This window comes from Thalassotalea hakodatensis (genome assembly GCF_030295995.1).
Taxonomy (GTDB): Bacteria; Pseudomonadota; Gammaproteobacteria; order Enterobacterales; family Alteromonadaceae; genus Thalassotalea_C; species Thalassotalea_C hakodatensis.
In genome coordinates, this window is sequence record NZ_AP027365.1 from 1,785,773 (window position 1) to 1,798,614 (window position 12,842).

General features: G+C 37.5%; 13 protein-coding genes. 12 read left to right on the forward strand and 1 reads right to left on the reverse strand.

Annotation, left to right across the window (positions count from 1 at the left end):
- The first annotated feature begins 1 nt into the window (after nucleotide 1).
- The 12 genes from rnd to QUE72_RS07880 all read left to right on the forward strand — a co-directional run bounded on the left by rnd (nucleotide 2) and on the right by QUE72_RS07880 (nucleotide 11,685).
- A complete protein-coding gene (gene rnd / locus QUE72_RS07825; RefSeq protein WP_286272593.1) occupies nucleotides 2-1,144 on the forward strand; it encodes a ribonuclease D in 1,143 nt (380 codons plus the stop codon).
- Between the two features lie 54 nt (nucleotides 1,145-1,198).
- A complete protein-coding gene (locus QUE72_RS07830) occupies nucleotides 1,199-1,489 on the forward strand; it encodes a YcgL domain-containing protein (protein ID WP_286272595.1) in 291 nt (96 codons plus the stop codon).
- Nucleotides 1,490-1,501: 12 nt separating this feature from the next.
- Nucleotides 1,502-2,536, forward strand: coding sequence for a lytic murein transglycosylase (locus QUE72_RS07835; RefSeq protein ID WP_074499079.1), 1,035 nt, complete (start codon nucleotides 1,502-1,504; stop codon nucleotides 2,534-2,536).
- A 19-nt stretch (nucleotides 2,537-2,555) separates the two neighbouring features.
- On the forward strand, nucleotides 2,556-3,059 hold the full coding sequence (locus QUE72_RS07840) for a YcgN family cysteine cluster protein (protein ID WP_286272596.1): 504 nt from the start codon (nucleotides 2,556-2,558) through the stop codon (nucleotides 3,057-3,059).
- 287 nt (nucleotides 3,060-3,346) lie between these two features.
- Nucleotides 3,347-4,534, forward strand: a complete 1,188-nt coding sequence (locus QUE72_RS07845) for an ABC transporter substrate-binding protein (protein ID WP_286272598.1) — start codon at nucleotides 3,347-3,349, stop codon at nucleotides 4,532-4,534.
- A gap of 92 nt (nucleotides 4,535-4,626) precedes the next feature.
- Complete coding sequence (locus tag QUE72_RS07850; protein ID WP_286272599.1) at nucleotides 4,627-6,174, forward strand: Re/Si-specific NAD(P)(+) transhydrogenase subunit alpha; 1,548 nt, start codon at nucleotides 4,627-4,629, stop codon at nucleotides 6,172-6,174.
- Between the two features lie 10 nt (nucleotides 6,175-6,184).
- Nucleotides 6,185-7,591, forward strand: a complete 1,407-nt coding sequence (pntB, locus tag QUE72_RS07855; protein ID WP_286272602.1) for a Re/Si-specific NAD(P)(+) transhydrogenase subunit beta — start codon at nucleotides 6,185-6,187, stop codon at nucleotides 7,589-7,591.
- Nucleotides 7,592-7,639: 48 nt separating this feature from the next.
- Nucleotides 7,640-7,879 carry a hypothetical protein gene (locus tag QUE72_RS07860; protein WP_074499072.1) on the forward strand — a complete coding sequence of 80 codons (240 nt, stop codon included), beginning with the start codon at nucleotides 7,640-7,642 and terminating at the stop codon, nucleotides 7,877-7,879.
- 10 nt (nucleotides 7,880-7,889) lie between these two features.
- Complete coding sequence (locus QUE72_RS07865; protein ID WP_074499073.1) at nucleotides 7,890-8,162, forward strand: hypothetical protein; 273 nt, start codon at nucleotides 7,890-7,892, stop codon at nucleotides 8,160-8,162.
- A 79-nt stretch (nucleotides 8,163-8,241) separates the two neighbouring features.
- Nucleotides 8,242-9,639: an alanine/glycine:cation symporter family protein gene (locus QUE72_RS07870; RefSeq protein ID WP_286272606.1), complete on the forward strand. Its 1,398-nt coding sequence runs from the start codon at nucleotides 8,242-8,244 to the stop codon at nucleotides 9,637-9,639.
- 97 nt (nucleotides 9,640-9,736) lie between these two features.
- A complete protein-coding gene (locus QUE72_RS07875) occupies nucleotides 9,737-11,020 on the forward strand; it encodes a DEAD/DEAH box helicase (RefSeq protein ID WP_286272608.1) in 1,284 nt (427 codons plus the stop codon).
- 5 nt (nucleotides 11,021-11,025) lie between these two features.
- Nucleotides 11,026-11,685 (forward strand): hypothetical protein, encoded by a 660-nt coding sequence (locus QUE72_RS07880; RefSeq protein WP_286272610.1) that lies wholly within the window; start codon nucleotides 11,026-11,028, stop codon nucleotides 11,683-11,685.
- Between the two features lie 16 nt (nucleotides 11,686-11,701).
- Here the strand turns inward: QUE72_RS07880 and QUE72_RS07885 are convergent, their stop codons facing one another.
- A complete protein-coding gene (locus tag QUE72_RS07885) occupies nucleotides 11,702-12,592 on the reverse strand; it encodes a GGDEF domain-containing protein (protein ID WP_074499076.1) in 891 nt (296 codons plus the stop codon).
- Nucleotides 12,593-12,842 lie beyond the last annotated feature (250 nt).

The window sequence follows — 12,842 nt, forward strand, 5'->3', positions numbered from 1 at the left end:
TGTGGTAGAACATTTAATAACAGATCAACAAGCACTCAATGAGTTGTGCCTTCGCTTTTCGACAAAAGATGTGGTTGCAATTGATACTGAATTTGTTCGTACGCGCACGTATTTTCCTAAATTAGGCTTACTACAATTATGTGATGGCGAAGTTGTTGCCTTAATTGATCCATTATCGATAGCAGATTTATCGCCAGTTTGGCAACTGATTGAAAATCCAAAGATCACAAAAGTACTCCATGCCTGTTCTGAAGATGTGGAGATTTTTGTTAATCAGGGAAATTGTTCGCCACAAAATGTCATTGATAGCCAAATTGTCATGAGCTTTCTAGGGCATGGGTTATCAATGGGTTATGCCGCCATGATCAAGCATTATCTCGATATCGATCTTGATAAATCAGATTCACGCACCGACTGGATCAAGCGACCTCTAACTGATAGACAGTTAGTTTATGCAAGTGCCGATGTTACACATTTAATTACGGTATACCCATTGTTACTTGATGATATTGAAAAAACCTCTTGGTTAAGTGCAGCAAAAATTGAATCTGCGCAGCTTATTGCGAAAAAACAACAAAAAATAGATGAAAATAACCTATATAAAAATGTTAAAACAAGCTGGCGTCTTAACGCAAAACAGCTTAATAATTTAAAATATTTAGCGCGTTGGCGATATCAACAAGCATTAAAACGCGATTTGCCGTTAAGCTTTGTTGCAAAAGATAATACGCTCATGGGGTTAGCTCAATATGCACCAAAAAGCATGAGTGCTATGCTAAATATTGAAGGCGTTGATACGCTAGACATTCGCCATAAAGGCAAACAAATGCTTAGGGTGTTAGAAGAAGCTAGCAAGGTAAGTGCTGAGGATTACCCTGAGAAAATAAAGCGTTTAGATCAATGTACTGGTTATAAGCAGTTATACAAAAAAGTGAAAAACTATGTATCTTCTGTTGCTGTAGACAGTCAAATACCAGTAGAAAATTTGGCATCTAAAAAACAAATAAATCAACTGTTATCTTGGTATTACGAGTTGTCACCATCAACGGCTGATATAGACATTTTGCAAACATGGCGTGGTGAGTTATTTGGTGAGGATTTACTACAACATGCGAAAAATCAATTTAGTTCATTACCGTTGTAATATCAGTAATGATTTCATTATAGATATTATCAAATAATCATTTTAGGTTTTATTATGCTAACGGCTGTATATAAAAGTGCGAAAAAAGCAGAAACATATTTATTTATTAAGCAACGTGATGATTTTTCACAAGTGCCTGAAACATTAATGGCGGTTTTTGGAAAACCAGAATTAGTCACGATTATCAATTTAAATACAAAAACCAAATTAGGTTTTGCTGATATAGTGAAAGTACAAGAAAGTTTAACTACCCAGGGCTATTATTTACAGTTACCACCACCGAAAGAAGATTTACTTGCTGCACATAAAGCCAGTAAATTAGATACGTTTAACGAAGATCTATAAGTGTTATTACCGATGAAAAATAAAACTTCTTGCTACTTTTTAACCATTACATTATCAATTTTTAGTACAGTGACAGCTGCTAAAGAATTAACCGAAAGTAACTTTGTAAAATATGTTGAACTATTAAAAGCAGAAGCACAACAAAAAGGCTTTTCTACGCAACTTATTGAAGAAAGTTTTGCGAATGTTACTTTTCATAAACGAGCTGTAAAAGCAGATAGAAGCCAACCGGAAAAAGTTGAAACACTAGATACTTATTTACCGAAACGGGTGCCTGATTGGAAAGTAAATAAAGCGAGAGCATTATATAAAGAAAATGAAACTGTTCTAAGAAAAATAAATGAACAATACGGTGTTCAGCCAAGATTTATTGTTGCGCTGTGGGGGTTAGAAACGAACTTCGGGAAAATAATGGGCAATTATAATGTTATTTCGGCATTAAGTACGCTTGCCTTTGAAGGACGAAGAGAAGCTTTCTTTAAAAAAGAGTTATGGGCTGCTATGACAATATTGCAACAAGGGCATATTGAAGCTGCAAATATGAAAGGTTCTTGGGCAGGCGCTATGGGGCAAAACCAATTTATGCCAAGCTCATTTTTAGCCTATGCTGTTGACGGTGATGGTGATGGTAAAAAAGATATTTGGGGTAATAAAGCAGATGTGTTTGCTTCCATGGCCAATTATCTTGTGCAAGAGGGCTGGAACGGGAATTACACATGGGGAAGACAGGTTTTATTACCTGAAGGGTTTGATTATAGCTTGGCGATCCCTAAAAACACTGGCGGTCGCTCAAACTGGTTAAAGGCGTGGGCGAAGCAAGAGAAGCCAATGGCAGAATGGCAAGCATTAGGTATTAGACGCACTGATGGTACAGATCTACCTAAAGTAGATATAAAGGCGGCATTGGTGTTTCCCGATGATAAAAACGGTCGTGTTTATTTAGCTTATAACAATTATAAAAGTTTAATGCATTGGAATTTATCGTATTATTTCGTGAGTTCGGTAGGTCACTTATCTGATCGTATCAAATTTCCACCTATTCAATAGTGTCTAGAGGTTTACTATTTTGACATTACCTTTTTGGCAAACGAAGTCACTTAATGAAATGACACGTCAAGAGTGGGAGTCGCTGTGTGACGGTTGTGCAAAATGCTGTTTGCATAAATTTATCGATGATGAAAACACCACAGAAACAACTGAGTTACAACCCACAGACTATATCGCCGATGGTGAGAATATGGTGTATGCCAATATAGCTTGTTATTTGTTAAATGATAAAACATGCCAATGCACGCAATACGCTAAAAGAACGACATTAGTGCCAGATTGTGTGCAATTAACGCAAGATAACCTTGATGATGTGTTTTTCATGCCCCCAAGTTGTACTTATCGCAGGCTTAAAGAAGGACGAGGCATGCCGTCATGGCATCCGTTGTTGCATAAAGGTAAAAAGTCAGCAATGCATAAAGCAGGTATGTCGGTACGTGGTAAAATTATTAAAGACAATGAAGTTGATGTCGAATATTTTGATGATTATATCGTCACGTGGCCGTTAGCAGATATTGACTAGAAGCACACGATAAAACGATGCCCCTGATGGATTAAAAATTGAAGAAGTAACTTCGAAAAGCAAACTAGGTTAAGTTTTTAGGTGTATCCCCAAGAAATCTATACAGAGTTCTCAAAATCACTTTATCAGTAACGATAATTTAGCGAAACAATTACCTTTTAAAAATAATAGGTTGCATTATTATTCATCTTAATTAAGATGAAGTTAACGTTTTGTTTACATTTTGCAGTGATAACATGCTTTATTTGTTTAATATTCAGTACGTAAGACTTTTAGTTTGTCTTATTATGCTTGTACTAACAGGCTCGGCTCATGCTGAAAAGAATATTATTAATTTCGCTGTTTTAACTCATTCAGAACAACAAGAAGCAGTGTTACGCCAACAAATTTTACTATTCGAACGTTTGAATCCACATATCAGAGTACGTTTACGTATGCTTGATGGTAAAAACTATCCTGAACTCTTATCTAATTATAAAAAAGTAGCGAACAGTGTTGATGTATTAAATTGGTATTCAGGTAATCGATTAAAACAGTTAATCAATGAACACTATATTACTTCTATTGATGAGTTTTGGTATCAGAATAACCTTCAAGCACTTTTTAGTGATGCAACTATTGAGCAGGTGAGCTACCAAGAGCGTATTTTTGCTGTTCCGTTTAGTATGTATGTTTGGGATATCTACTATAAGAAAAGTGTTTTCGAAAAGTTTGGTTTAACTGCGCCGACTACGTGGCAAGAGTTTTTACATATAGCTAATACGCTAAAACATCATGGAATTTCACCAATAGGTTTAGGATCTGAGCCACCTTGGCAGGTAGCAGCATGGTTTGACTATTTAATGTTGCGAATTAATGGTGCTCATCTATATAAAAAACTTATTTCAGGGGAGCTGTCATTTACTTCTCAAGAGGTTGTGGCTGTTTTTACACATTGGAAAAACTTAATAGAGCAAGACTTTTTTATCAACAATCATCGTCAGTTTGATGGCGAAGAAATCATGCCGTTACTTTATCGTGAAGAGATAGGTATGAATCTTAGTGGCAGCTTTTCGTTAAGTGGTATGCCAAATTATGTGCAAAAGAGCGTTGGATTATTTCCTTTTCCTCAAGTTGGGAAAAATAAAGATCACAGCATTTTAGCGCCAATGTCTGCGCTAATGCTTACTGCACAGGGTAGAGCTAAACCTGAAAGCAAAACCTTGCTTGCTTTTTTTAGTCAATACAAAACCCAGCGTATGATTAATGATGCTATGGCGACTATGTCTCCGATCCTCTACCAAGATGATGTGCATTCAAAGCTTATCAATGAGATCCACAGTGCTGAGCATATTTTCCAATTTTTAGATCGCGAAATGCCTTTTGAAATGGCTGAGTTTAGTAAGCGTACTATGGCGGACTTTCTTAAACATCAAAACATTAAAAAAGTGACAGAGTCATTAGAAGCATTTCGCCTTCAACAACAAAAACATTAACTATTACGGACTAAACCGCTTAAATAGCTTGAATTATCACCAATAAACGGTTAATTATTTAACAAAAGAACAATAATTAACTAAGGCCTACTATGATCATTGGTGTTGTTAAAGAGTCACTACGAGGTGAAAATCGTGTGGCAGCCTCTCCCACAAGTGTCTCCGCATTAATTAAACTAGGATTCATCGTTTACGTTCAAAAAGGAGCAGGTTCAAAGGCCAGCTTTGAAGAACAGGCTTATATTGATGCTGGCGCTGAAATTGTGCCTAAAAAGAAGTGTTGGCAATGTGATTTGCTGTTAAAAGTAAACGCACCTACCGTTGATGAAATTGAACAAATTAAAGAGGGTGCAACACTTATTAGCTTCATTTCTCCGGCACAATCACCTGATCTATTAAAGCACTTAAAAGAGAAGTCAATTACAACGTTAGCTATGGATATGGTGCCAAGAATGACACGATCTCAATCGCTTGATGCCTTAAGTTCAATGGCGAACATTGCTGGATATAGAGCAGTAATTGAAGCAACTAACGCATTTGGTCGCTTTTTAACAGGCCAAATAACCGCAGCTGGAAATTTACCACCAGCGAAAATATTAATTATTGGTGCTGGAGTGGCTGGTCTTGCAGCAATAGGCACCGCAGGTAGTTTAGGCGCTATCGTTCGTGCCTTCGATACTCGCCCAGAAGTTCAAGAGCAAATTGAAAGTATGGGAGCCGAATTTTTAGTACTTGATTATCAAGAAGAAGAGTCTTTAGCATCAACAGATGGTTATGCGAAAGAAATGAGCAAGGCATTTATAGACGCCGAAATGGCGTTGTTTGCTGAACAAGCTCAAGATGTTGATATTATTATTACTACTGCAATGATCCCCGGCAAAAAATCACCAACGCTTATCACAGAAACAATGATTAAATCAATGAAGCCAGGTTCAGTGATTGTTGATTTAGCGGCAGCAGGTGGTGGTAACTGCGAGTTGACGACAGCAGGAAAGGTGATCAATAAGCATGGTGTTACTATTATTGGTTATACCGATTTGGTGTCACGGTTACCCAATCAATCTTCTCAACTTTATGCAAATAACTTGGTTAACTTACTTAAATTATTGTGCAAAGAGGGCAATGGTGAAATTTCACTAGATGTTGAAGATCAAGTTATTCGAAACATGCTTGTTATTCAAGGCGATGAAATTATGTTTCCACCGCCGGAAATCAAAATTAGTGCAACGTCGACTAAACCGGATAATAAAATTCCACATCAAGATGAAAAACGACAGAAAAATACTGATGTAGCTAAAACATCCACAAATAAACTCGGTTTTGCTATTGGCGGCTCTTTACTTTTTGCTTGGATCGCAAGTGTCGCCCCAAGCGACTTTCTCGCGCATTTTACTGTATTCGTATTGGCTTGCATTATCGGTTATTACGTTGTTTGGAACGTAACGCATGCATTGCATACTCCTTTGATGAGCGTAACGAATGCGATATCGGGCATCATTATTGTTGGCGCGTTATTGCAGGTTGGTTCTGAAAATATAATCGTTCAGGTGCTTGCAGGTATCGCAATTCTTATTGCGACCATTAATATTGTGGGTGGCTTTTTTGTCACTAAACGCATGTTAAAAATGTTTAAAAAATAAGGAACAGCTCATGGAATTATCTTACGGGTTAATCGGAGCTGCTTATTTAATTGCGGCAGTATTATTTATTTTGAGTCTATCAGGGTTGAGCAAACAAGAAACTGCGCAATCAGGTAATTATTTTGGTATGGTAGGAATGGCCGTTGCTCTACTTGCTACATTAGCAGATCCACGCGTTGATAATGTGCTAGTGATCATTGTTGCCATGTTAATAGGTAGTGTCATTGGTTTAAAGTTAGCTAAACAAGTTGAAATGACACAAATGCCTGAACTTGTTGCTATCTTACATAGCTTTGTAGGCTTAGCTGCGGTATTGGTGGGCTTTAATAGCTACTTCGCAATGGATCATCATCTACTACAAGTATTAACTGACACACAAATTATCAGTGTCAATATTCATTTAACTGAAATATTTCTTGGGGTCTTTATTGGTGCAGTTACCTTCACTGGCTCGATCGTTGCCTTTGGTAAACTAAGAGGCATTATTAATTCATCCGCGCTAATGTTACCACATCGTCATAAAATGAATTTAGCCGCAGGTATTGTTTGTACCTTTTTAATGATCTCTTTCGTGAAACAAGGAGGAGGAGATTTTATTCTATTTGTGATGACGGCAATAGCATTACTGTTTGGTTGGCATTTGGTAGCGTCTATTGGTGGTGCAGATATGCCAGTGGTTGTTTCCATGTTAAATTCATATTCTGGTTGGGCGGCAGCGGCTGCTGGTTTTATGTTAAGTAACGATTTACTTATCATCACCGGTGCTTTGGTAGGCTCTTCAGGAGCGATTTTATCTTACATAATGTGCAAAGCGATGAACCGCTCGTTTATTAGTGTGATTGCTGGCGGTTTTGGTACAGAAGTGTTGGTTGATCATGATAAAGATTATGGTAGTTATTGTGAAACAGAGTCAAGTGAAGTAGCAAATCTACTATCAGATGCAAAAACAGTGGTTATTACCCCAGGCTATGGCATGGCTGTTGCGCAAGCGCAATATCCTGTTTATGAGCTTACTCAACAATTACAAGCTAAAGGTGTCGAGGTTAAGTTTGCTATTCATCCCGTTGCGGGACGTTTACCTGGTCATATGAATGTATTACTTGCTGAAGCAAAAGTGCCTTATGATATTGTATTAGGCATGGATGAAATTAATCAGGATTTTCAGCACACCGATGTAGTATTGGTTATTGGTGCTAATGACACGGTAAATCCTGCTGCGGCAGAAGATCCTAATAGCCCTATTGCTGGCATGCCAGTGTTAGAGGTATGGCATGCTAAAAATGTCATTGTTTTTAAACGTTCAATGAATACCGGTTATGCGGGTGTACAAAACCCACTGTTTTTTAAAGATAATACTAAAATGTTATTTGGTGATGCAAAAGAGTCAGTGAATAACATTATTGCTGCGGTAGAATAAACATAGATTTCTCTTGATAAGTGTCAACAAAACCAGAGAGCATAGAACATGAGCGTTAAATTTTGGCTAAAACGAGCTTGCTTAGTTTATGCCGCAGTATTTATATTATTATTCATTTCTGAATGTATTAAAGGTCACAAAATTATCGATGGGTTAATTTTCGCTTTAGAGTGGTCTTTACTTTCTACCATGGTGTTTATTAGCACGCGTTTGTATTACGTGCGTAAAGGAAAGTCGTGTGCGTTGTGTAATGACATGCCAATGAAAAGTGATAAAGGGGACATTTAAGATTACTGAATTGACCCGTTTATCTCATTACCAACTCGCAACAATTATTGGTATTTTTGGCATTATTATTGCGCTTTTATTTCATCTGATCCATTTTTATTTTGTTGATCTTTCTCTTTTCGGTTATCGCGTGCTTTTAGCGCCAGGTATGTTTGTGTTAAGTCTTTTTACAGAAGAGCTCAGCTATAAAATAAAAATGCTGCTGATGCTTTCAGGTCAATTTATGGGTTATGCTGCTGGCTATATTGTATTCGTATGGATCCAAAACAACATTGCCGATTAAACCATTAATTTACTATTGCAACTAATAAACCAACAGATTCTTTGTTATCCTAACGAAAACAAACAAATAGAGTGAACGTGTGATTTTTGATGCTGTGGGCCAAATCAATGGCTATTTATGGGGTAGTATTTTAATTTACCTTTTAACGGGGTGTGGTGTTTGGTTCTCAATTCGGTTGAAGTTTATTCAGCTACGTCATTTCTTTCATATGTTTACTTTATTACGTTTTAGCCGACAAAAAAGTCAACATGGTATTTCATCCTTTCAAGCATTATGTACCTCGTTAGCCGCGCGAGTTGGTACGGGAAACCTAATGGGCGTGGCTGTGGCCATATCTTTAGGTGGTGCTGGTGCTGTTTTTTGGATGTGGGTCATCGCCTTTGTTGGTATGGCAACAGCTTTTGCAGAAAGCCTGCTTGGCCAGTTATATAAAGAGAAAGATGCAAATGGTAACTTTCGCGGTGGCCCAGCTTACTATATGCGCAAAGGGCTAAACAGTAAGTTCTTAGCAATCACCTTTTCATTGTGTTTATTTTTTGGGTATGGTTTTGTTTTTAGTTCAGTACAAGCGAACTCTATTACTGATGCCTTTTCTGGTTCCTTTGGTGTTGAACCCATTTATACAGGGATCTTTATAGCCATACTAACCGCTTGGGTTGTAATGGGCGGCTTAAAAAATATTGCTCGTTTTTCTGAAATCATTGTCCCTTTTATGGGCGTAGCGTATTTACTTATTTGTTTAGTTGTAATGGGGATGAATGTTGAGCATTTACCTGGCATATTTGCACTTATTGTTAAGTCTGCGCTGGGCTTAGAGCAAGCAGGAGGCGGCCTTGTTGGTGCGGCAATTGTGCAAGGGGTGAAAAGAGGTTTGTATTCAAATGAAGCGGGTATGGGTAGCGCTCCTAATGTGGCTGCCGCCGCAACAACATACCCTGCACATCCTGCCTCACAAGGTTACATTCAGATGTTAGCGGTGTTTTTTGATACCATTATTATTTGTACTTGTACGGCTTGCTTAATTTTATTATTTGACAATACTGAGCAGGGAATTCAAGGCATACAACTGACTCAGCAAGCATTAGCTTCTCAAGTAGGAGCATGGGGGAGTGACTTTATTACCATCGCGATTTTATTTTTTGGTTTTACGTCAATCATTGCCAGCTTTGCCTACGCAGAAACAAATTTAAAATACTTAAGATTGGATACACTTTTAGGTCACTGGTTTTTACGTATTGGCTTTTTATTCATGTTAATTTTTGGCTCCGTTGCTAGCTTACCTCAAGTGATCGCATTGGCAGATTTATCAACAGGTGTCATGACGATAATCAATGTGATAGCGCTGTTTTTACTTTCCAAAGTTATTATTCATGTGACGAAAGATTATCACCAACAAATGAAAAATAATGTATTGCCAAGTTATCAACCTAATGAAGCAGAGAAAGAAAAATTTAAATTAACGCCAAAAGTTTGGTAATGCTTCAGCTTAAATAACAAATCGCGTGATAAAAGTACTACAACAACATTGAAACTTGTTATACTTCGCGCGATTTTTTAGGTTTAAGGTGAATATCGTGAGTGTAGATGCAATTGGCTTATCAGCAGACTTATTGAAAGCGGTTAAAGCGTGTGGTTATAAAACGCTAACGCCGATACAGCAAAACGCTATACCTGCTATTCGAGCTGGGCATGATGTATTAGCAAGTGCACAAACAGGTACAGGGAAAACTGCAGCATTTACCTTACCCATTCTTGATCTACTTGCGCAACAAAGGACGAATGAACAAGCGTCTTTACGTGCAGTTATATTAACGCCTACCCGAGAACTTGCTATGCAAGTTGCCACGAATATTGAACAATACAGTCAATTTTTACCACTTAAATCTGGCGTTATCTTTGGTGGTGGGAAAATGGCAAGTCAAGCAAATATGTTAAAAGCAGGGCTTGATATTTTAGTAGCAACCCCAGGCCGCTTGTTAGAGCACATGGCATTGCGTAATGTCTCATTATCTCAAGTGAAACATTTAGTACTTGATGAAGCCGATCGTATGTTAGATATGGGCTTCTTAACAGATATTGAACGTATTCGTGAAGGTATCAAGGTATCACCACAAACCATGTTATTTTCAGCAACATTTTCTGAAAAGGTGAAAACATTAGCAAAACAAATGTTAACTCACCCAAAAATGATTGAAGTAGCGAAACAAAATACCACCTCAGGAAAAGTAAAACAGTTTGTTTACCGAGTCAGTGAAGCACGAAAGCGAGAATTACTGTCTGAATTAATTGGTGTGAATAATTGGCAACAAGTGTTAGTTTTTGCTGGCACTAGAGAAAGTGCCAATCAACTGGCGAAAGAATTGAAACTAGATGGCATTAAAGCTAGTTTGTGCCACGGTGAAAAATCGCAAGGAGCGCGCAACAAAGCGTTAGCGCAATTTACCTCAGGCGAAGTTAGAGTGTTAGTTGCAACTGATGTGGCAGCTCGAGGCCTCGATATTCCTGATCTTCCATATGTTGTCAATTTCCATTTACCGTTTTTAGCAGAAGATTACGTGCATCGCATTGGCCGTACCGGGCGCGCAGGTAAAACCGGCACTGCAGTTTCTTTAGTGAGCCCTAAAGATGAAAAATTTTTAGCTAATATAGAAGTATTAATTAATAGAAAGTTTGAACATGTTGTACTCGCAGGTTATGAATTTGATCCGATGACTGAGCGAAAACAACCGAGAAGTGATAAAACAAAGCCAGCAAGTAAAAACCGCTACCAATCAACGCGTGATAAAAATCAGTTGATTAAGAAAAAACAAAGCGTAACCAGTAAAGCCAATGCTAAGGTTAAAAAGAAACGTAAATAAGCGTTATGGTAAAGCACTTAATTACTGAAACCCCTTTTGCTTATCGTTTTACTTGTTGGTTCTGCGGAGAGCCAACAAATAAAACATTTTCTTTTCCACAACACAGCCATTATGTACCTGATTGTGTTCATCCCCCGATTACCCTTTATACTTGTGCCGAATGTTTGCGTTGGGCAAATACTGCGCATGTAGATAATGTTTGGCAGGTCAGGTTTGTCGTAAAAAAAGCGTTAATAAAACATTATAAAAAACATCTCGCTATTGGTATTAATTGGACAAAGAAATCGCTTGAAGAAAGCGGTTTTGAACAGGGTAACTTTGCTTCTTTTCAAAGAAGTGCTTGGATGATGTATGAAATAGCACGCGATAGAGTAAACTTTTCAGGTTGGCCATTAGAAGTTAATGGAAAGACACTGGACGCTTCATCTGCCTTTTTAACACAACCTTTCTGGTTTGACGGTGTTGAATATCCTTCAATTGAGCAAGCGATTAATCAATATGCAGAAAATTTTTCATTAAATAAACATTATTTAAAGCAAGTGTTGTCTGTTGTCGGAAAAGAAAAATTTTCATTGGCAATTAGGTTCTGTCGTGTGCAGGTTGGGGCCACACCACAAGAAAGAGCATACGCATTACGAATGCTCAGTGTAGATTATACAAAGTAGTAGCTTACAAAATCGATTAAATAATACTTAAGCGACACGGCTTTGCTAGTTTTTGTTGATAAAGGCAATTATCGGCACGTTCGAATAACGAATATTCATTATCTGCTCTTGTCATTAATGCACAGCCTATTGAGCTACTGACCTCATATCTTGCAAGTAAGCTATTAGTATTTACTGAATGTTGTAATCTACTTTCAATTATCGTTAGTGCTTGTTCATCTGCGTTTTCGACAATGATTGCAAATTCATCACCGCCGAATCTAAATAAACTTTCAGAGTCTCTTACACTTTCAATTAATGCTTGAGCAAAATGGGTTAACACTTGATCGCCAACATGATGTCCATGGTTATCGTTCACGGCTTTAAATTTATTTAAATCACACACAATTAAGCCGACTTTAGTGCCTTGTCTATTGGCATGATGCATTGCGCGTTTAATTTGTTGATCAAAATGACGTCTATTGCCTAACCCCGTTAAACCGTCTTGCATTGCTAAGCTAAGTGCTTGCTGATATAGCATTGCATTATTTAGCGGGTGTACTAATAACGTGTGCAAGTTCTTTAACATATTATAAGAGGCCAATGGCATTGGCTTGTTTAAGGCGTATGTTAATGTACCGATATAACGCTTATTGACTTTAAGCTCAAAATGTCGCTCTTTTCTTGCAAGTTTACTTCCACGCATTTCACCACTAGTAACATCATTTTTAAAGTAAAGCCCAGTAAAATCGACAAATTTCGTTACTTCCATGGCAAAAATATTGAGAATAGTATCAATATCTAAGCTTGTTTGAAGTTGTTCTGCTAAGGCTAGTTTTCGAGAATTATTTTGACGGTCTTGCGTATCAAATAACCTAAACGCGTTAAATTCAACGTGATCGCTATTGACCAAATTAAGCGTTTGCATAATAGCACCTCTATAAAGTAATTAAACTTCTTTTGCAAATAAAGTGCCAAATATATAAGTCTATGATCATTATATGATAGTTTGTTCCTTAGGTACCGGTTTAGTGGCAATTCATTAAAGATTTAAGCTTTTGTCGGCATCTTGACGGCAATTATTGCCGCTAAGCAGAAGCATTGAAACTGATAAAAATGACTAGAGCGTGTTGATCTTTGCTGTTTAAGTTTTGTTGAACCCTTCGGGCTGACGAATC